Source organism: Leuconostoc citreum (assembly GCF_007954785.1).
GTDB lineage: Bacteria > Bacillota > Bacilli > Lactobacillales > Lactobacillaceae > Leuconostoc > Leuconostoc citreum.
The window spans coordinates 91,458-112,174 of record NZ_CP042410.1; the positions used below are offsets into that span (position 1 = coordinate 91,458).

22 protein-coding genes are annotated in these 20,717 nt (G+C 39.1%); 19 read left to right on the forward strand and 3 right to left on the reverse strand.

What is annotated here, in order from left to right; genetic code table 11:
* Positions 1-214 precede the first annotated feature (214 nt).
* The 15 genes from FGL72_RS00490 to FGL72_RS00560 all read left to right on the forward strand — a co-directional run bounded on the left by FGL72_RS00490 (position 215) and on the right by FGL72_RS00560 (position 13,408).
* On the forward strand, positions 215-820 hold the full coding sequence (locus tag FGL72_RS00490) for a thymidine kinase (RefSeq protein ID WP_004899095.1): 606 nt from the start codon (positions 215-217) through the stop codon (positions 818-820).
* 71 nt (positions 821-891) lie between these two features.
* Positions 892-1,965 carry a peptide chain release factor 1 gene (gene prfA, locus FGL72_RS00495; protein WP_085699576.1) on the forward strand — a complete coding sequence of 358 codons (1,074 nt, stop codon included), beginning with the start codon at positions 892-894 and terminating at the stop codon, positions 1,963-1,965.
* 1 nt (position 1,966) lies between these two features.
* The gene (gene prmC, locus FGL72_RS00500; protein WP_004906788.1) at positions 1,967-2,965 is read left to right on the forward strand and encodes a peptide chain release factor N(5)-glutamine methyltransferase; all 999 of its coding nucleotides are present in this window, start codon (positions 1,967-1,969) and stop codon (positions 2,963-2,965) included.
* 29 nt (positions 2,966-2,994) lie between these two features.
* Positions 2,995-4,005 carry an L-threonylcarbamoyladenylate synthase gene (locus tag FGL72_RS00505; protein WP_004906784.1) on the forward strand — a complete coding sequence of 337 codons (1,011 nt, stop codon included), beginning with the start codon at positions 2,995-2,997 and terminating at the stop codon, positions 4,003-4,005.
* Positions 4,006-4,216: 211 nt separating this feature from the next.
* The gene (locus tag FGL72_RS00510; protein ID WP_004899089.1) at positions 4,217-4,486 is read left to right on the forward strand and encodes a phosphocarrier protein HPr; all 270 of its coding nucleotides are present in this window, start codon (positions 4,217-4,219) and stop codon (positions 4,484-4,486) included.
* A 2-nt stretch (positions 4,487-4,488) separates the two neighbouring features.
* The gene (gene ptsP, locus FGL72_RS00515) at positions 4,489-6,204 is read left to right on the forward strand and encodes a phosphoenolpyruvate--protein phosphotransferase (protein WP_004899085.1); all 1,716 of its coding nucleotides are present in this window, start codon (positions 4,489-4,491) and stop codon (positions 6,202-6,204) included.
* 108 nt (positions 6,205-6,312) lie between these two features.
* On the forward strand, positions 6,313-6,798 hold the full coding sequence (locus FGL72_RS00520; protein ID WP_004899084.1) for an RNA polymerase sigma factor: 486 nt from the start codon (positions 6,313-6,315) through the stop codon (positions 6,796-6,798).
* Complete coding sequence (locus FGL72_RS00525; protein ID WP_004899082.1) at positions 6,788-7,816, forward strand: anti sigma factor C-terminal domain-containing protein; 1,029 nt, start codon at positions 6,788-6,790, stop codon at positions 7,814-7,816. Before FGL72_RS00520 ends, FGL72_RS00525 begins: the two co-directional genes overlap by 11 nt.
* A gap of 80 nt (positions 7,817-7,896) precedes the next feature.
* Positions 7,897-8,607, forward strand: coding sequence for a tRNA (adenosine(37)-N6)-threonylcarbamoyltransferase complex dimerization subunit type 1 TsaB (tsaB, locus tag FGL72_RS00530; RefSeq protein WP_085699578.1), 711 nt, complete (start codon positions 7,897-7,899; stop codon positions 8,605-8,607).
* Complete coding sequence (gene rimI / locus FGL72_RS00535) at positions 8,591-9,148, forward strand: ribosomal protein S18-alanine N-acetyltransferase (RefSeq protein ID WP_004899074.1); 558 nt, start codon at positions 8,591-8,593, stop codon at positions 9,146-9,148. Before tsaB ends, rimI (FGL72_RS00535) begins: the two co-directional genes overlap by 17 nt.
* Positions 9,123-9,533 carry a ribosomal protein S18-alanine N-acetyltransferase gene (gene rimI, locus FGL72_RS00540; RefSeq protein ID WP_024047330.1) on the forward strand — a complete coding sequence of 137 codons (411 nt, stop codon included), beginning with the start codon at positions 9,123-9,125 and terminating at the stop codon, positions 9,531-9,533. Before rimI (FGL72_RS00535) ends, rimI (FGL72_RS00540) begins: the two co-directional genes overlap by 26 nt.
* Before the next feature lie 2 nt (positions 9,534-9,535).
* Positions 9,536-10,552, forward strand: a complete 1,017-nt coding sequence (gene tsaD / locus FGL72_RS00545; RefSeq protein WP_085699580.1) for a tRNA (adenosine(37)-N6)-threonylcarbamoyltransferase complex transferase subunit TsaD — start codon at positions 9,536-9,538, stop codon at positions 10,550-10,552.
* A gap of 154 nt (positions 10,553-10,706) precedes the next feature.
* Complete coding sequence (locus tag FGL72_RS00550; RefSeq protein WP_004899069.1) at positions 10,707-11,357, forward strand: redox-sensing transcriptional repressor Rex; 651 nt, start codon at positions 10,707-10,709, stop codon at positions 11,355-11,357.
* A 5-nt stretch (positions 11,358-11,362) separates the two neighbouring features.
* On the forward strand, positions 11,363-12,400 hold the full coding sequence (locus tag FGL72_RS00555; RefSeq protein WP_004905568.1) for a lipid II:glycine glycyltransferase FemX: 1,038 nt from the start codon (positions 11,363-11,365) through the stop codon (positions 12,398-12,400).
* A gap of 189 nt (positions 12,401-12,589) precedes the next feature.
* Complete coding sequence (locus FGL72_RS00560; RefSeq protein ID WP_036058290.1) at positions 12,590-13,408, forward strand: HAD-IIB family hydrolase; 819 nt, start codon at positions 12,590-12,592, stop codon at positions 13,406-13,408.
* Positions 13,409-13,456: 48 nt separating this feature from the next.
* Here FGL72_RS00560 and FGL72_RS00565 read toward each other — a convergent pair whose 3' ends face one another.
* Positions 13,457-13,939 carry an FUSC family protein gene (locus FGL72_RS00565; protein ID WP_004899061.1) on the reverse strand — a complete coding sequence of 161 codons (483 nt, stop codon included), beginning with the start codon at positions 13,937-13,939 and terminating at the stop codon, positions 13,457-13,459.
* A gap of 124 nt (positions 13,940-14,063) precedes the next feature.
* Here FGL72_RS00565 and FGL72_RS00570 point away from each other — a divergent pair, with 124 nt between their 5' ends.
* The gene (locus tag FGL72_RS00570; protein ID WP_085699582.1) at positions 14,064-14,801 is read left to right on the forward strand and encodes a nitroreductase family protein; all 738 of its coding nucleotides are present in this window, start codon (positions 14,064-14,066) and stop codon (positions 14,799-14,801) included.
* Positions 14,802-14,829: 28 nt separating this feature from the next.
* Here the strand turns inward: FGL72_RS00570 and FGL72_RS00575 are convergent, their stop codons facing one another.
* Together FGL72_RS00575 and FGL72_RS00580 are read right to left on the reverse strand one after the other, a co-directional pair.
* Positions 14,830-15,285: an ImmA/IrrE family metallo-endopeptidase gene (locus tag FGL72_RS00575; RefSeq protein WP_133286005.1), complete on the reverse strand. Its 456-nt coding sequence runs from the start codon at positions 15,283-15,285 to the stop codon at positions 14,830-14,832.
* Positions 15,269-15,649, reverse strand: coding sequence for a helix-turn-helix domain-containing protein (locus FGL72_RS00580; protein WP_004899048.1), 381 nt, complete (start codon positions 15,647-15,649; stop codon positions 15,269-15,271). Before FGL72_RS00580 ends, FGL72_RS00575 begins: the two co-directional genes overlap by 17 nt.
* Before the next feature lie 153 nt (positions 15,650-15,802).
* Here FGL72_RS00580 and FGL72_RS00585 point away from each other — a divergent pair, with 153 nt between their 5' ends.
* The 3 genes from FGL72_RS00585 (at position 15,803) to FGL72_RS00595 (ending at position 20,716) form a co-directional block, all read left to right on the forward strand.
* Complete coding sequence (locus FGL72_RS00585; protein ID WP_085699586.1) at positions 15,803-16,015, forward strand: helix-turn-helix domain-containing protein; 213 nt, start codon at positions 15,803-15,805, stop codon at positions 16,013-16,015.
* 316 nt (positions 16,016-16,331) lie between these two features.
* Positions 16,332-19,607: a KxYKxGKxW signal peptide domain-containing protein gene (locus FGL72_RS00590; protein ID WP_186727980.1), complete on the forward strand. Its 3,276-nt coding sequence runs from the start codon at positions 16,332-16,334 to the stop codon at positions 19,605-19,607.
* A gap of 128 nt (positions 19,608-19,735) precedes the next feature.
* Complete coding sequence (locus FGL72_RS00595; RefSeq protein WP_085699592.1) at positions 19,736-20,716, forward strand: type I phosphomannose isomerase catalytic subunit; 981 nt, start codon at positions 19,736-19,738, stop codon at positions 20,714-20,716.
* Position 20,717: the final 1 nt, after the last annotated feature.

Sequence of the window (20,717 nt, forward strand, 5' to 3'; positions counted from 1 at the left end):
ATGTTTATAATTTTACCACGGGAAGGCTTGTTTTGGCAGTTTTAGTTCATATTTGTCACATGCTTAGTCAAGTTGTTTCATTAGACGACTCGTCTAAGTAGTTAATCATTTTGCTTGAATTTTGATATAATGTTAAGGAGTGACAATTCTTTGTCAACGATGAAGAATTGGGAAAGGGTGTGTTGACGAATGAATTCGCCAGCACATATAAATTATGGCACAATTATTCTTTGAATATGGCGCAATGAGTTCAGGCAAGTCAATTGAAATCCTGAAAGTCGCGCATAATTATGAATCGCAAGGACGTAAGGTTCTGCTGATGACCCCTAATATTGATACACGAGCTGGTGTTGGCATCGTAGCGAGTCGTATTGGTTTATCGCGTGAAGCCGTCGCCGTCAAACCCGAAGACGATTTGTATGAGTTAATCAAGCAAATGAAAAATAACGATAATCTGGCTGTGGCGTTAGTTGATGAGGCACAATTTTTGACGACAAAACAGGTGGATCAGCTGGCCTATGCTGTTGATCATTTGAATATGCCAGTGATGACTTTTGGCCTTAAGCAAGATGCTTTTAATCAACTGTTCGAAGGTTCCAAACGTTTGATAGAAATGGCTGACAAGCTAGAAGAAATGAAAACAATTTGTTCGTTTTGTGGTAAGAAAGCCACCACACAATTACGTATTGTGAACGGCCAACCACAGCGAAAGGGCGCACAAGTATTTATTGGCGGTGATGAAGCTTATATTCCAACATGCCGACACCATTGGTATCATCCTGATTTAGACAAAATCACAGAGATGTTTCCTGCAAATTAACACTCACCTTATGGTGACGCGTACATATAAAATAAGACATGCTGCTAGCACATGTGTCATGGAGAAATAAAATGGACCCAATATTCCAATCGCTACAAACAGTAGTTGACCGTTATGATGAACTGAATGAACAGTTAGCTGACCCGGAAATAGCCGGAGATGGTCAAAAATATATGGCTTTATCAAAAGAAGCCGGTGAAATGCGTGAAACAGTGGAAACATACTTGCACTACCAACAGGTGATGCAAGATATTGCTGATGCTGAGGACTTACTAGATGATGCCGAAATGGCACCTTTAGCTAAAGAAGATTTAAATACATTAAAGCCGGAAAAAGAAGCATTAGAGTCACAATTAAAAATCTTGATGCTACCCAAAGATCCTAACGATGACAAGAACATCATTATGGAGATTCGCGGTGCCGCAGGCGGGGATGAATCATCCTTATTTGCTGCTGATTTGCTTGATATGTATCGCCGTTACGCAGAAAAGCAACGTTGGACGTTAAGTATTATTGATGAAACGCTGACAGAGGTTGGTGGATATAAAGAAGTTGCGGTGATGATTACAGGAGACAACGTTTACTCAAAATTGAAATTTGAGTCAGGCGCGCATCGTGTGCAACGCGTACCAGCCACAGAAACGCAGGGACGTGTGCACACATCAACGGCAACTGTTGGTGTGATGCCTGAATTTCAAGAAATCGATTTTGAATTAGCAGAGTCTGACTTGGAAGAGGAATTCTTTCGATCAGGTGGTGCTGGTGGGCAAAACGTCAATAAAGTCTCGACAGCTGTGCGTCTAGTGCATAAGCCAACCGGTATTATGATCAAAATGCAAGAGGAACGGACACAGATTAAAAATCGTGACAAGGCGCGTAAATTGTTAGCAAGTCGCGTGTATGATTTTTATGCCCAACAAAACGAAGCCGAATATGCTGAGAAACGTAAATCAGCTGTCGGGACAGGTGACCGTTCTGAGCGTATTAGAACATATAATTATCCGCAAAATCGCGTGACAGATCATCGTATTGGGTTAACACTCAATAAGTTAGACCGTGTCATGAATGGTGAGTTAGGTGAGGTGATTGACGCGCTAGTTATTGCCGATCAGACAGCCAAATTGGCCGAATTGAATAACGCATAAAATGACAGAAAAACACTTTGAAACACCAAAACAATTTAAATCTTTGGTGGCACAAAAGAAGCTAAAATCAGACCGACTAACGACACCTAAGTGGTATGACTGGGACGATATTAAGAAGCCGACACAACTTGATCATGTCAAAATGTCTTTATTAGAGGCTAGAAAATGGGCCATTAATGAGTTATTAGATGCTGGCATGCCCAAAGATGATGCAACCGACAATGTTGATTTTTTGTTGAGTGGCGCGCTAAATATTAACTATGCTTATTTACGCGCTAATATTACACGTACCATGCCAGCAAAGTTGGCGGCTGTTTGGCCAAAGTGGATTGCGATGCTTATACAACAACAACCACCACAATATATCTTAGGTCATGCGCCTTTTTATGGTCGTGAGTTTATCGTTGATGAGCGTGTCTTGATTCCACGTCCTGAGACTGAACAATTAGTTGCATGGATACTTGCAGATGCTAGTGGCACAACCGGCGAATCGGTATCTGTGCTAGATATTGGGACAGGTTCTGGTGCTATTATTGAAACGCTCATGTTAGAGAATCCACGTGTTCGAGGATTTGCAGCAGATATATCAAGCGATGCGTTAACTGTTGCGGCGTTAAATGCGCAGCAATTAAACATTAAACAACTTCGTTTTGTAGAAAGTGATGTCTTTTCAGGCTTGGCAGACCTTAGATTTGATTTAATCGTAAGCAATCCACCTTATATTGCTAGTTCAGACGAAGATGAAATGGATGCTAGTGTGTTGACTTATGAGCCGCATGACGCATTATTTGCTGATAATCAGGGATTAGCTATTTATCAAAAAATTGCTGAAGGGCTGGCCGCGCACTTAACACCTCAAGGTCGTGCTTATTTTGAAATAGGGTATAAGCAAGGGCAGCAAGTTGTTGACATCATGCAGAAGGCTTTACCCAAAGCCACAGTCACATTGAAACAAGATTTTGCTGGGCTAGATCGTATGGTCCGTGTAGTGAAAGGATAACAAGTTAGGCATGACTAACTAGATAATAAATGATGAATACAGAACGTTTAACAAATCAAGATATTCAGCGCGCTGGCGTCTTACTCAAAGCTGGTGAAGTTGTCGCATTTCCAACAGAAACAGTGTATGGTTTAGGTGCTGACGCAACACATGAAGAAGCAGTCCAAAAAGTATTTGTGGCTAAAGGGCGGCCGGCCGATAATCCGTTGATTATGACTGTGGCAGATGCTGAGCAGTTAACAAATTTTGTGAGCGTATCTGAAGCAGCGAAAGCATTAATAGATGCCTTTTGGCCAGGTTCCCTAACCATTATTCTACCCATTAAACCAGGACAAGTATCTATGATGGTGACTGGTGGGTTAGACACTGCTGCCTTTCGTTTGCCAGATAATGAAACGACACGTGCGATTATTCGCGAAGCAGGCGTACCAATTGTCGGCCCAAGTGCGAATACATCAGGCAAACCTTCGCCAACAACAGCACAGCATGTTTGGCACGATATGCAAGGTAAAATTGCGGCCATTGTTGATGATGGGCCAACACAAGTTGGCGTTGAGTCAACAGTGGTTGATATGGCGGCAGATGTGCCGACTATTCTAAGACCTGGTGCTGTCACACAGCAGCAACTAGAAGATGTCTTAGGTATTCATGTGCTTGATGCGACAAGTACGATGTCAGTTGCTGATGATGTCACACCAAAAGCGCCAGGTATGAAATATAGGCATTATGCGCCTGATAAGCAAGTGGTTATGTTTGATAGATTAGACGCGCTGGCTTTGAAAGTAAGTTTAGCACCGACTGACGTTGTGATGGCGCAAGAAGAAACGTTGCAACGCATGGCACTACCATTAGCACAAACTTGGTCATTAGGCACGACGTTAGAAAATGCAACAGAACAACTTTTTGCTGGTTTAAGATATTATGATGATGTGGCACATGTCAAGACTATCTATGTTGAAAAGATGCCACCAATTGGTCTGGGCAAAGCTTTCAATAATCGCTTAGGGAAAGCCTCGGGAAACCAAGAATATCAAGGCTAATCAAAAACGGCTTCGTGCTGTTTTTTTTATTTACAGAAAAAGGATGTTCTGTTTGTGTAAACGTTTACATTTAAAAGCCCGCCAGATAGGCATTTTCAGCTTAATTCCCTGATATATCAGGGATTAAGCCAACATTTTACTTGATATTTTGTAAGCGCTTTGATACACTAATAGCAGAAGCTGATTCACAGCTAAAAAGGAGAAATTAATCATGGCACAATCAAAAGACTTTCATATCATAGCAGAAACAGGAATTCATGCACGTCCAGCAACTTTGTTGGTACAAGCTGCCTCAAAGTTCACTTCAGATGTTACATTGTCATATCAAGGTAAGGATGTTAACTTGAAGTCAATCATGGGTGTGATGTCACTTGGTGTTGGTCAAGGTGCCGATGTTACTATCAAAACTGAAGGCGATGATGAAGAAGCTGCAATGGCTGCTATCGTTGAAGCAATGGGAACAGAAGGACTTGCAGAATAACAATGGCTAAGAACTTCAAAGGAATCGCGGCAAGTAATGGCGTAGCAATTGCTAAGGCCTATTTGTTAGTTGATCCAGATTTGTCTTTTACAAAGACAACAATTACTGATGTGACAGCTGAACAGGCTCGTGTCGACGATGCTTTGAAGGCTGCCAGTGCTGATGTTGAAATTATTAAGCGTAAAGCTGAAAAAAACTTAGGTGCTGATGAAGCACAAGTTTTTGAAGCACATTTGATGGTTTTGTCTGACCCTGAAATGTCAGGTGCGTTTAAGCAAAAGATTGCTGACGATAAGGTCAATGCTGAAGAAGCAGTTAAAGAAGTAACAGACATGTATATTAGCATGTTTGAAGCAATGACTGACAATGCTTATATGCAAGAACGTGCGGCAGATATTCGTGACGTCACGAAACGAATTCTGTCACATTTGTTGCAAGTAACATTACCAAATCCAGCGTTGATTGATGAAGAAGTTGTTTTGGTTTCTAAAGACCTGACACCATCTGATACAGCACAACTTGATCGACAATTTGTTAAGGGTATTTTAACGGATCTAGGTGGTCGTACTGCGCATGCTTCTATCATGGCACGTACGCTCGAAATTCCTGCTGTTGTTGGGTCAGATGTTGCAACGCAAGAAGTAACAGATGGCGTCACAGTAATCGTCGACGGCTTAACTGGTGATGTTATCGTTGATCCAGATGCTGATACTTTGGCAACTTACCAACAAAAGGCAGCAGACTATTCAGCACAACGTGCTGAATGGGCTTTGTTAAAAGATCAACAGTCGGTGAGTGCGGATGGCAAGACTTTCGTAGTTGGGGCCAATATTGGTTCACCAAAAGATATGGCTGCTGTTTTGGAAAATGGTTCAGAAGGCGTTGGTTTGTATCGTACTGAGTTCCTATATATGGAATCAGATCACTTACCAACCGAAGACGAACAATTTGAAGCTTATAAGGCTGTTGTCGAAAAAATGGCCGGTAAGCCTGTGACAGTGAGAACGATGGATATTGGTGGCGACAAGCACTTAAGTTACTGGAAGCTACCTGATGAAGAGAACCCATTCTTGGGTTACCGTGCTATCCGTATTTCTTTGGACCAGACTGAAATTTTCCGTACACAACTACGCGCGTTATTGCGAGCATCTGCCTATGGTAATTTGTGGATTATGTTCCCGATGATTGCCACATTGGCTGAATTCCGTGCTGCTAAGAAACTTTACTTAGAAGAACGTGCTAAGTTGGAAAATGACGGCGTTGCAATGGGCGAAGTCAAGTTGGGTATTATGATTGAAATACCAGCTGCTGCTGTTTTGGCTGACAAGTTTGCTAAAGAACTTGATTTCTTCTCAATTGGCACAAACGATTTGATCGGTTACACAATGGCTGCAGATCGTGGTAATGATAAGGTTGCTTATTTGTACCAACCCTACAACCCTTCAATTTTGCGCCTAATCAATAACGTGATTGAGGCAGCTCATAAAGAAGGCAAGTTCGTCGCTATGTGTGGCGAAATGGCTGGTGATCCAGTTGCCGTCCCAGTTTTGATGGGCATGGGCTTGGATGAATTCTCAATGAGTGCCCCTTCTGTTTTGCAGACACGTTCATTAATGAAAAAGTTAAATACAGCTGACATGAAATTATTGGCTGAAAAGGCTTTGGATGCTGAAACGAATGATGAAGTAATTGCATTAGTTGAAGCAGCAACAAAATAAATAGTTAAATTTTTTTTAAATGCAAGTATGACTCATATTGAGGAATACTTGTTTTTTTGTGTAACCATTTTGTTTTTGATTCGTTATATCTATAGAAAGGCGGGGGAGATGAAAATAGATTACTATGAACAGCTTTTACTTGACATAGCACATGAGCTCACCGGTTTTTTGATTAATCATCGGATTCAAAGACAAGATGCAGAAGACATTATACAAGATGTCTTTGTCAGGTTGATTCAAGCCGACATCATGTTACCGCCTGAGAAATTAAGACCGTGGCTATATCGTGTTGCTTTATCACGTTTTTACGATTTATATCGTCGGCAAAAAAAGTATCGCGATATTTTACTAGCACAGTATGCACAATATTCTGAAATTGCGCCAAGCATGACTAAAAATGAGCTTTTGCAACAGGCACTAGACAAGTTAGATGACTATCAAAAATCGTTGATATTACTTTATTATGACAGTCGCCACAGTATTCGTGATATTGCCACAATATATAATGCGAGTGATTCAAAAATAAAAGTTGATTTATATCGCACAAGACAGCAACTGAGGCAGACAATAGAAAGGGCACAAAATGAACGATAACCAAAATTTTGAGCGAATAATAAAAAAAGAAAAGCGTAAAAAACTACTCATAACAGCAGTTATTTCAAGCATCGTTACAGTAACTATTGGTTTTGTTGCGGTTATGGCAACAACCATTATTTTAGGAAAACAGATGGACGTTCAAGCTGAAAAGCAGATTAATCAATTTAATATTGCTGATCTTATTTATTCACCAAATATTAGGTCAACATCGCAACGTTATAGGCTTACGGCAATGACGCGTGCAACATTATCTAGTGATCGTCAAAAGAATATTGATGGTTATCGCGTTGCTTATCCTGAAAAAAAAGTGATACTCAATCTGAGTGGACCAGAGAGTAGCAGTGAAACATCCTCTAATATCTATAAGAACGATACCATTAAAAACATTAACATTATGGCAGCAAACCCTAAAACAGGGCAAAAAGAACCGATATTTTTCAATCGGGCCTACCCAAATTGGTATGGTAGCCAAAAGAACAAAGACAAGTTGATGTCACCGATTACACCGACACATGAAGCGAAAACCCTACAAGCATTACCCAACACACTAGGCGAAGTGGCTATCACGTTTGATAAGCGATACAGATACGAAGATATTTTAAAGATGATGCCACACAATATTATGATTAACTATTATTGGCTTGGTTTCCATTCTGCTGCACTTGATACGTCAAGTCATGTTGGTTGTTATGTTGGTTTGAATGCAAAAGATGACGGCAGCGGGAAATTGAACGATCAATTTGCTGGGCTACCTGATAAAACGAAATATAATGATTATCAAGGTCTGAAGAAGGCTTTAAAAAGTCAAATTAACAGAAAAAATGTTGATCATATTGATATTGCTAAAGATGCGGAAAAGCAACTTGCACCATCGCTTAAAACGGCTGAGTTTGCTGGGGTTATCGTCACTGGACGTACAGAAAATCTTGCGAAGTTAGACCAATTACCTTATACTTATGCAAGTAATGTCGGTATAACCACACCTATCATGCCATACCAGTCGCCAATTAAATAAATGGTGATTGTATTTGTTTGAAATCAGTATAACAGTTCAAGACCGTCGTTTGGCGGTTTTTTTGTGGTAGAATATAGATTATGAAGATTTTAGCATTTGATACAAGTAACCAACCACTAACCGTGAGTTTGGCGGAAGATAATCAGGTTATTCGTGTTTTTTCAACCAACGAAGCACGTAACCATTCTATTCAGCTACTACCAGCGATTCAGCAAACAATTGCAGAACAGGGTTGGACATTATCGACAATTGATCGAATCATTGTTGCACAAGGGCCTGGTTCTTTTACAGGATTACGTATTGGCGTGACTGTCGCTAAAGTATTAGCCGATACAATTAAGTGTGAGTTAATTGGGGTATCTAGCTTAGCTATTTTGGCTGAACAACAAACATTTGATGGGCTAACCATCCCATTATTCAACGCACGTAATGACAACGTGTTTACTGGGGTGTACGCGATGGGAAATAATGTATTGCCGGATGCGCACCGGCCAGTAAAAAGTTTATTTGATTGGTTGGCGTCTCGACCAGAACCATTGCTTTTTATTGGTGATACTGATGTGTTTGGCACAGCAATTGTTGAACACTTTGATTCTCGAGCGCAAATTTTGTCACCTGATGAGAGTTTGCCAGATGGGCAGGGTATTGTGTCGCTTGGAAACAGGACATTACCAGCTAAGAGGGTAGCGGATTTTAATCCAAATTATCTGCGTCGCACGCAAGCAGAATTAAATTGGTTAGCTGCCCACCCAAATGAGGATAAGCCTGAAAATTATGTTTTTGAAGTTTAATCGTCAAGGTAAATTACCTTTAACAATCCCACAATATCAAAAGCGTGCTATTGACAGTCAGGGTTATAGTTTTTTGATACGGCGTGCAACTGTTGAAGATATTGATACGCTAGTGAACATTGAAGAAGCTGTTTATGCTGGTCAGGCGCCTTGGTTATTGAGAGATTTTTTAAGTGAACTATCACGACCACATATCCGACTGTATTTAGTTATTGAGCGTCATAACCAGGTCATCGGTTTTGCTGGTGCGGCTTATCAACGTGAAATATATGACATGCATATTACAAATATTGCCGTCGTACCGGTCTGGCAAGGTAATGGGTTAGGACGCTTGCTGATTGAAGATATCGCTAACTTCTCTAAAAATATTGGTATACACACAGTATCCTTGGAGGCTAGATCATCAAATGTTAGAGCAATAGCCCTATATCAACGACTAGGATTTAAAAATGTTGGGATTAAAAAAGGCTACTATTTAGGTGATCATGAAGATGCGATTTCGATGGTAAGAGAGATTGATAATAAGACAAGCCAAAACTGAAGATGCACGGTTGATTTTTAATATTGCCGAAGCAGCATTTGTGCCGTCGCCTTGGCCGATGGCTGTTTTTGAGCATGAATTATCTAGCCCGCGAAGCAGGTATTTTATTGCAAATGCTGGATTTATTGGTGTGACGCAGATAATTGATGAAATCGAAATTGGCAGTTTGGCCGTTCATCCTGATTATCAACGGCGAGGTATAGCACAGCAGTTGTTAAATCAAATCCTTAAGCAGCCAAAAGTCAAACGATTTCTATTAGAAGTTGATGAAACCAATATTTCAGCCATTCAATTATACGAAAAAAATGGTTTTCAGGCTTATTTTCGCCGTGAAAAATATTATAAAAACGGCCATGCAGCAATCATGATGGAAAGGAACATCTAACCGTGACAAAAATTATAGCTTTTGAATCAAGTGCTGACGAAACTAGTGTAGCGATTGTTGAAGATGGTCATATTGTACTTAGTAATGCGGTAGCCACACAAATTAATTCCCATCAACGCTTCGGCGGGATTGTGCCAGAAGTTGCTAGTCGCCATCATATTGAATGGATTACGCGTGTCTTAGATGATGCACTAGATGCAGCACAAGTTAGGCCTGAAGATTTAGATGGTGTAGCTGTGACTTATGGCCCAGGATTGGTTGGCTCATTACTAGTTGGGCTGATGGGAGCCAAAACTTTCGCTCTGGCACATGATTTGCCAATCATACCGGTTAATCACTTGGCGGGTCATATTGCCGCTGCTAATTTCAATGTCCCAATTATTTATCCAGCGTTAGCATTGATGGTTTCCGGTGGCCATACTGAGCTTGTATTGATGACATCAGAAAATAATTTCGCTGTCTTAGGTGAGACTCGTGATGATGCGGCAGGTGAAAGTTTTGATAAAGTTGGTCGATTACTCAAACTCCCTTATCCAGCAGGTAAAACAATTGACGAAATGGCGCATAGGGGACAAGCAACCATTAAATTTCCAACTGCTATGGCACATGAAGATAACTATGATTTTAGTTTTTCCGGCTTAAAAAGTGCAGTTATTAACTATGTTCATCATGCTGAACAAAAGGGTGAAACAATCGATCATAACAATTTGGCGACAAGTTTTCAAAATGCTGTCGTTGATGCATTGATTGGTCGTACCAGAAAAGCCTTGAAGGATTATGACGTTAAAAGTTTTGTTTTGGCTGGCGGTGTAGCGGCCAATACGCAGCTACGTGATGAGTTAGACATATTATTATCACAATTCCCCAAGACAACCTTTATTCCAGTGCCACGAGAATACACAGGCGATAATGCGGCGATGATAGGTGCTGCTGGTTATTGGAACTTTAAACAACATATTTTTGCTGGATTAGATCTTAATACTAACCCTGGCTTAGATTTTGAATTATTAAATAAATAGTCACTTTGTGAATGAATCACTATCTTTTTTTGAAAAGCCTATTTATGTGATATAATAGTTATGCAAAAGTTCACAAGGTGAACATAGAGTGTGCTTTAATATTAAATAGAAAGTGACCACGTTCAGATGGTGACTTAAATGAATTGGAGAAACTATGACTCAACAACCAAAAATTCCACGTGCTACGGCAAAAAGATTGCCGATATACTTCCGTTACTTAACATTTTTACACGATGCGGGGACTGATCGCATTTCATCAGCAGAACTTAGTGATGCTATTAAATTTGATGCGGCAACAATACGTCGTGATTTTTCTTATTTTGGTGCACTTGGTAAGCGTGGTTATGGTTATGATGTGAAAGCACTATTAGATTTTTTTGCTAATGTTTTAGATCAAGACAGCTTAATTAATGTTGCTTTGATTGGCGCTGGTAATCTTGGACAAGCGCTCCTAAACTTTAACTTCCATCAATCTTCAAATATGCGTATTTCCGCTGCCTTTGACGTTGATGAAACTCGAGCTGGAACGATTATGGCTGGTGTGCCTATCTATGCCATGAGTGAGTTAACAGAACAGATTACAGCACAGCGCATTAATATTGCTATTTTAACTGTTCCACAAGGTGTCGCACAAGAGATTACTGATAAGCTTGTTGAAGCAGGGATTAAAGGTATTTTGAACTTTACACCACTGCGTGTGACTGTACCAAATAATGTGCGTGTGCAGAACGTTGATTTAACAAATGAATTGCAAACATTGGTTTATTTTATTGATAACTATGGTTCAATTACGACAGGGTTATAATTCAGATGGCTATTTTAGATTTAAATGATGCAGAGAAAGTTACCGCCTACCAAGAATTTGTTCGTCGTGATCCAAGAGGGCAGGTAACACAGGATCCGCTTTGGGGTGAATTAAAATCTAATTGGGGTCATGTCTACGTTTACCATGAGACTAATGGCCGTATTGATGCAGTTTTGTCAGTCTTAACGGTTGAAGCTGTTACTGGCAAGTTACTAGGCTATGCTGGTCGCGGGCCGATTGCGGACATCGACGATATTGATTTGATAAAGTCTATGATTGAGGAAGCTTTGACAGCTTTACCAGATAATGTATTTTTAATTCGGATGGACCCTGAAGTGCCTTACACACCAGCACGTAATACAGCTTATCAAAACGCAGGTTTTGTCACTCGTAATCGCGATATTACGCACATGCATGGCAATATACAACCACGAAAGAACGTTGTCTTATATTACGATGGTCGTGGTGAAGGCGCTAAACCAATTACCAATGAAGATGACCTGATGTTGCATTTTAAGCGTGATTATCGTAATCAAATTAGACGTGCAGCCAAGGATGGTGTGACAGTAACTTCTGGTGATAGCGAAGCCGATGTCCGGGCATTCTTTGAGACCTATGTGATGATGGCTACAGCTCAAAGTATTACACATCGTCCAATTGATTATTTCTTGCGTATGCAAAAACTATGGCAAGGGACAGGACTATTTAAGGTATTCTTAGCTCACTTTGAGGGCCATGTTGTTGCTAGTGGCATTGGCTTTAGTTATGGGGACGAAATTTGGTATATGTATGCTGGATCTGATCGTCGTTATGCCAAGCATTATGGGCCTTATGCAGTGCAGTGGCATATGTTACAATGGGGCTTGGCCCTGGGTAAAGTAGCCTACGATTTTGGTGGTGTGGGGGACTTTGTGCCAACAGATGGGCTATATAAATTTAAACATGGCTTTGCCTATCATGATCCGCATGCTGAATATATTGGTGAGCTTGATTGGGTTCTTGATGATAGTGCATATCAGATGTATCTTGAGCAATTTAGTTAAAAACCGCCAAAAGGCGGTTTTTAAAATTAATATGTTATAATTAATGAGTTATCTATGTTAAATTGAACAATACTGTATCACTACTTTCTGATACAATTTTGTTTGGCTTCGCATAGATTTTTATTCATTAACAAGTTTAATATGGCGTAATAGATTACGCATTAACATTTTTTAAAAGGTGGGAGACCAGTGAACATTAGGATGATTGCCTCTGATATGGATGGCACGTTTTTAACAGCTAATGACGAATATAGCCAAGGTCGTTTTGAGCGTATTTTGGATAATATGAAAGCGCGCGACATGCGTTTTGTCGCGGCTTCTGGGCGACAAGTTAAAAACTTACAAGAACTATTTGAACCAACAATTGGTAAAGGTTACGAAATTGACTTTGTTGGTTCAAATGGGGCTATGGTCGCGACGAGTCAAGAACAGCTATACGCTGTGCATTTATCACCAGCACAGCTATCAAAAGTGATTGCTTGGAATGCTAAAAACCCAGAATCAGCGGAAAATATTATTATTATGACTGGTGATCGGGCAACATATGTTTCTAATCATGCTACGGGGCCAGTAGCTGAGATGGTATTTCAATTTTATCCTAATGTTAAACAAGTTGAAAAGCTTATGGAGGTTGATGACCATATTTTAGAAATTACGTTTGTTTGGCCGAATGATGAAGTGCAACAACATGTTGCTGAATTACGAGAAATATTTGGTAGTGAACTTCATGCAACCGGTTCGGGATTTGGTTCGGTGGATGTGTTGGGTAAAGGTGTAGATAAGGCTGCCGGTTTGCAGGTGTTGCAGGATTATTATGATGTGTTAGACAGTGAAGTAATGACTTTTGGTGATAATGGGAACGATCTAGAGATGCTTCAAAAGTATCCTAATAGTTTTGTCATGCCAAATGCCAATTCATTCATGCTAACCGCAGTTCAAAACAAGGCTTTAAATACCAATGTCAATGATGGCGTATTGGAAACAATAGAACATTTTCTAGGTATATAATTAGTCAAAAAAAGTTAATGGTTAGCAAAAAAAATAAGGCGTCAAGCCTTATTTTTTTGGATCGGGGGACGCAAATCGATTAACAGCAATGGCTACAAAGACACCAATAAATGTATCAGCAATACGATCAATGACATAAAGCACAGTTGCCCCACTTGGAATGTTTAGTGAAATCATTAATAGTGCCGCTAGTGCACCAATGACACCGCTATTATAGTTAAAACCGTCTAAGAAAACAATGGCTACAACAACTAAAAAAGGTAAGAAAATCATTGACACCCATACTGCATGAGACGTAGACGTATGAACCATAAAATAGACTAAGGCTAGTAACCCGCCGACCATGTTTGAAATGAGACGGATCTTAGCAAAGCTTAATGTTTTATCCCAACTTTCTCTTAGCGCAAATACTGATGCCAATGCGGCAACAAATGGTGGGCGCTTGAAGAAATAGAAGGCGGTAATAATGAGCATAACGGCCATTGCTGTCTTTAGTGTGCGTAACCCGATACGGAATTTTCCGAATTGCATAGTCGCCTCCACTAATATTCTTATTATCTTATCATAAAAACATGGTAAAATCTATTTATTATAATAATGGAGGAATAATGATTATGTTCGCGCTCGAGCGTGTATACATAATTATATAAAAACAATGACAAATCCTGTAATTGATTTACTCAAGAATCATAAATCTATTCGTGCCTATACCGACAAGCCTATATCAGATGATATCGTTGAAACGATTTTCAGTGCGGCTATTGCTGGACCAAATATCAATAACTTTCAACCAGTGACTTTTATTGAAATTACCGATCAAGCATTCAAAGCAGAAATTACAACGCAGGTTGGCATGAAATATATTGAAAGTGCTGCGCGCTATTTTGTTGTGGCAATTGATTTTAATAAGGACTTAATTGGCTTGACGCCAGAGGTGCGTCAACTGGCAGAAGAACGGTTAGCCAGTTACCCTATGTTGGAGGGGGCAATTGTTTCAGCTGGTATTGCCTTAGGACGTGCTCAAGTTGCTGCTGAATCACTAGGTTTGGGAAGCGTGACCATGGCCGGTGCGTTGGGGTCTTTTGAATTATACGAAGCGCGCTTGAAATTACCAAAATTTGTTAAGGCTGTTATGGGATTTTCCTTAGGCTATCCAGATCAAGAACCTGGCATTAAACCAAAGCTTCCTCTGTCAGGTGTACTTATGAAAGACGGTTATGATCAAGCCACTTTAGAAAAAACAGTTATGGCTTATGACAACACAATGAAGGCCTATTATGCTGATCGTGGGGTTGATAGCTCGTGGTTTAAAAATAACACGAAATTATTGACTAGGGACCGAGATATGGAACCTTTATCAAATTATCCAACGCGTAAAGGTTTTAAATTATAGTAACTAAAAAAGTATGTGTGTTTTTAATTTACTCACATACTTTTTTGATTGGTGTTAATAAACGTTCCACTAAGTGCGTCAATGGACCTAAACCAAAGGTATTAATAAAATTGAAGCGGTTGTCCCAACGCCACTTTTGTGATGTCAAATCAGCAAAATAAAAATCTAAGAGTAATTGGATTGCATCTATATGTGCCCTTTTTTCAATTGTTACTTTCGTAAAATAATTGCGGTGATAGTTTGATGAAGAAAGTTGATGCAAAAGGTGTGCTATTTCATGTGCAACACGAAAATCATAACTAAAGTGCGTTTCATAATTGCAATTAATAATAATCACACGCTTATTTAAATTCACCACATCAGGATCATAGGCTGAACCGTGAAGGTGAAGTATAGTTAATTTATTTTGGTAAATAATACGCTCAAAATATTCTTGAATCGCATCACTTTTAAATGAAGGTCGCTGCTCAGTCTTTTTTAGCATCAGGTAATGTTTTTAAAATAGATAGAATAGCTTGTCGATATTCTGGTGATAGCTCTTTACCTTCAAAAGATAATAGCAGTTTATCGTTATCAAGTTGTTCACCTAAGTCAATTGTGTAACGATCAGTTTTATCATTTTCATGGGTAGTGATACCTGCTATATCTAAAATTTCGTTCTCAGAAATTCTTAGACCTTTAGCAATTTTATAGAGTGTTTCAACCTTAGGTATATTTTTATTACCATTCTCAATTTGAGATAGGTAGGCAGGTGATATGTGCCCTTGGAGTGCTGTTTGACGAACAGTAAAATGCTTTTGCTCGCGTATTCTTTTAATTTCTAAACCGAAAATTTCTTTAGATATCATATTATCAATTGTTTTCCTTGTTGGAATGTATTATGTACAACTATAAAGCAAACAATAAACAAATGTAAAACAAATAACTGAAAAAACGTTTGACGATGTGATACAGCGACTGTATAATAACAACATAGTAATAATTAAAAAAGGGGTAATATTGTGGCATTAACATTGAAATTTAAAAATCCGGAACAGGTCAAAGAAAAGATAGCCATGCAAGGTGAGACAATTGCTGGATTTTCAAAACGAATAAGCGTTAATTACTCGCTGATGGTTGAATATCTAAATACCAAAAAATTTCCATCACCACCAACAGCCAAAAAGATAGCGGATGGGCTAGAAATGGCTATCGGGGATATTTTTTCGATTTAATGTTTACTAAAGTAATACAAAAGCGGTTAACCGCTTTTTTTATTTGAAAAAAATACGATTATTCGTATAACCGTATAACAAGATACCATGTTTTAAAGGAACACATTGTGACGTGATAATGTTTAAAAAATAGAAATCCCTTTTTTTGATATTAATGGCTAAAAAATACAATGATTTGAAAAAATTAAGATGGTAATATAAACGCTAGCTATGATTAAAGGGGGATATTAAAAGCTTATACATGAAAAAATTATTTGATAGTAATCTATAAATATTCAGTAGGTACATTAATGTCATGACACTTCGTGGGGGAAAAATGGAAAATAAAAAAGAACATTATAAATTATACAAATCAGGGAAAATTTGGGTAACAGCATCAATTGTTGCTGCTGTTATGGGAGCAACTACTGTTTCTGTCTCCGCTAGCACGGATAATACCGTGGCAGATAAACAAAGTATTGAAAGCTCACCAAAATCTAAGACTCTGGATAAATCAGTATCAAGTGCCGATCTTGATCAAAGTATAAAAGATGCTAAAAAGGCCAATGTTGATGTTCGAGAAAATAGTAAAGCATCAAATATCACAAGTATTCAAGGGACTAACTCTGCTGATAGTAGTTTACAATTACAATCTACCCAAGATTCAGATACTGAAGATTATAAAAAGCAAGTTGGTAATTTAAATAATGCACAACAGGATGAACAAGCATACCAGAAAGCCTTAGATACCAATAAAAAAAGCAATAAAGATGGGAAAACACAAATTGCAACCTCGGGGAATAAACAGGCCTTAACGTTAGATACAAGTAGAACAAAGCAAGATAATAGTCAACCAGATGCTAAGACAGCACAGAAAACTAAATTAGAGCCAACTAAGGTTTATATTTTGGCAGATAAAAAAACATGGGATGTTGACAATAAAACTGGGCAACCCATTATAAATGATATGCAACCAACTACGGGTGACAGTATCACACCACAAAGTGATACTGTTTGGAAATACACCGGTTCTCAATTAATTGGATCTACCATTACTAAAAGTTGGACGAATGCTGCTACACTTAGTATTGCAGACGGCCAAGATGGTTTAGGTAATATAAAAACAAAACAAATTAATGTAGATTTTCATCAGTCTTTTCACGATTTTCAACTTCAAAATGGAAACTTTAATGATGAAACCGATTACAAGAAACCGGGTTTGCCATCAGTGGAAATATCTAGCAATCTGATTCAGAATGTTCGTATGAACAATTTGAATTGGGCTACAACATTTTGGATGACGTATTCAGGAACGGAGGAAATTGTACCAATTTCAAAAATGACTGGTAAAAATGGTGAACCAAAAGTATATTTCTTGAGTGGTTCATTAAGTTCTACGAATTATGATGGTCCAGCCAAGTTAAATCCAGCAGAACCATGGGATAATTGGTCAATTAATCGTAAAGAATATGCTCAAACGTATGATGCACAAACTGCTGTTATTTCCGCGGGTTCTACTATAGGTTTGACTAATATTAGCTCTACTGGTTCTAAGACTAATGTAAAAAATGGGTTAGCTTACGCTAATACTAGTTCTGAATTTCAATCGCCTAGCGGTGAAGATGATGATCCTGAAATTTATGCTATACAAGAAGGTGTATCATTTACTGATTTCACATCTGATAGACCTACATTATATTTTGGTTCTGTAGCTATGCGTAACGATGCACGTTGGTGGCACGATATTCATATTCTTAATTCTGATAAACTAGCTTTTGTTCAGAAACCCACAGTTGCTTATCATAAAAATACCATTTCATATACACAAATACCCATAAAATCAATCAACGAAAGAATAAACTATGTAGATACCTCGGGAAATAAGTTGGCTGATAGTTACGAAACTAATGATAGTAATAATAAAAAGTTTATTACTTTAACACGAGTTAGAGAAGATGGAACCGACTATGTTGAACATTGGACGACAACTGGTGAGATTGGAACTGATAAAGTGGGCAATCCTACTGTTGTCAAGAAAGTAACTAAAGATATTAATGGTAAAGATGTTATTAGTGAAACCATAACTGGCACAAATGGTTGGAAACAGTTGGATAGCAACAGTTTTCCTGCTATCAAGAATAAAAAAATATCTGGATATAAAGTAGTAGGAACAACAGATAAGCAATCAACTAATGAAAATTTCAACACAACAAAACAAATAGTTACTGCAACTGAACCTAATCAATTACGTGAGATTACCGTGGCTTACGAACCCCAGATTAAGAAAGCTAATGTACACTATGTATTGAAAAATATTAATGGTGTTGAGTTGTTACCTTCAACAAAATTGACTGGAAAATCTGGACAATCTTTTTATGATAAAAATGGAAACTTTATTAGCTACAATTCAAAGAACGAGTCTACAATTTACAATATACCGCAAACATTAGACCAAGCGGTTGGAAATATAAAAGACTCTAATGATCAGAAGCTACATTATTTAGGTACGTCTGATGCTTCTGGGGGGTGTTTCGTAAAAAATTCAGACGGTGAACAGAATATCTGGGTAATTTATACTTATGTTACAGACGGTAAGGACGGTCAAGACGGTAAGAATGGCTTAGACGGTAAGGACGGTCAAGACGGCAAGAACGGCCAAGACGGTAAGAACGGTGAAGCTGGCAAGAATGGCCAAGACGGCAAGAATGGCTTAGACGGTAAGGACGGCGAAGCTGGTAAGAACGGCTTAGACGGTAAGGACGGCGAAGCTGGTAAGAACGGCTTAGACGGTAAGGACGGCGAAGCTGGTAAGAACGGCTTAGACGGTAAGGACGGTCAAGACGGCAAGGACGGCGAAGCTGGTAAGAACGGCTTAGACGGTAAGGACGGTCAAGACGGCAAGAATGGCTTAGACGGCAAGAATGGTGAAGCTGGCAAGAATGGCCAAGACGGCAAGAATGGCCAAGACGGCAAGAATGGCTTAGACGGTAAGGACGGTCAAGACGGTAAGGACGGCGAAGCTGGTAAGAACGGCTTAGACGGTAAGGACGGTGAAGCTGGCAAGAATGGCTTAGACGGTAAGAACGGTCAAGACGGCAAGAATGGCTTAGACGGCAAGAATGGTGAAGCTGGCAAGAATGGCCAAGACGGCAAGAATGGCCAAGACGGCAAGAATGGCTTAGACGGTAAGGACGGTCAAGACGGCAAGAATGGTGAAGCTGGTAAGAACGGCTTAGACGGTAAGAACGGTGAAGCTGGTAAGAACGGCCAAGACGGCAAGAATGGTGAAGCTGGCAAGAACGGCGAAGCTGGCAAGAATGGCCAAGACGGCAAGAATGGCGAAGCTGGTAAGAACGGCTTAGACGGTAAGGACGGCCAAGACGGCAAGAACGGCTTAGCTGGCAAGAACGGTCAAGACGGTGCTACCAGCGAACAAAGTGCAACTAGAGTAACAGAAACGAATCAAAATGAAACTGATAGAAAATCCAAAAATAACAAATTACCTCATACGGCAACATCAGATCGCTATTCTGGTGTACTAAGTCATGGGGTCATGGCTCTTGGGTTAGTATCGTTATTATCAGTGTTCAAGGGTAAGCGTCGTAAAGATTAGTATCACAACATTAAAGGGATTGTTTTTAAATAATTTTGAAACAATCTTTTTTGTTGTGTTAGAATGAAAGCGCATACATATATCGTTAAAATGTCTACTAATATCACGGTTCACTAAGGAGAAAAACAATGACTGTATTGATTTTAAAACCAGCGCTTCATGATAAAATTTGGGGCGGGACACGATTAAAACAATTTAAATATGATTTGAAATCCGACCATGTTGGTGAAGCTTGGGTAATTGCTGCGCACAAAAATGGTGTTTCGACTATCGTTAATGGAGATTATGCTGGGCAGACGTTAAAAGAACTCTGGGATAATCAACCAGATTTATTCGGTGGGCACCATGTCAATGAAACGTTTCCGTTATTAGTCAAAATATTAGACGCGCAAGATAACTTATCCATTCAAGTACATCCAAATGACAAACAATCTTCTGAAAATTTTGGTAAAACAGAAAGTTGGTACATTTTAGATGCAGAGTCAAATGCTAAATTATTCTATGGGCATCATGCAAAAACAATGCCAGAACTGAAGCAATTTGTCGACAATAAAGCGTGGGATGCGTTATTGCGGACAATACCTGTGAAAAAGGGTGATTTTTTTTATGTACCTGCTGGCACATTCCATGCCCTAGGGGCTGGCGTTTTAGCACTTGAAATACAACAAAGTGCGGATACGACTTATCGTTTTTATGATTTTGATCGTGTGGATCATACTACACACAAAAAAAGACCATTGCAGATTACTGAAGCTTTGTCTGTGACAAAAGTGCCACACGTTGACCCTATTTTAAATCAACGTGTACGTATTCAAGATAGTACGGTTGTTACTCGCCTATTGACCTCTCCAAAATTTACAATTGATAAATTGTCTGTGCGAGGGACTAGTCAATTTAACCAACACCATCAATATGAACTATTCAATGTAATATCGGGGCAAATTACGTTACAGGATTCAGAAGGAACTTATCAATTCGAAAAAGGCGATAATTTCATTATGTTTAAAGATACACAGCAATACACATTAGATGGTTCTGGCGAGGTTGTGGTGAGTTTTGTCACGCCAAATAGCTACCAATCACAAGAGTTAGCATACTTAGATAATTAAT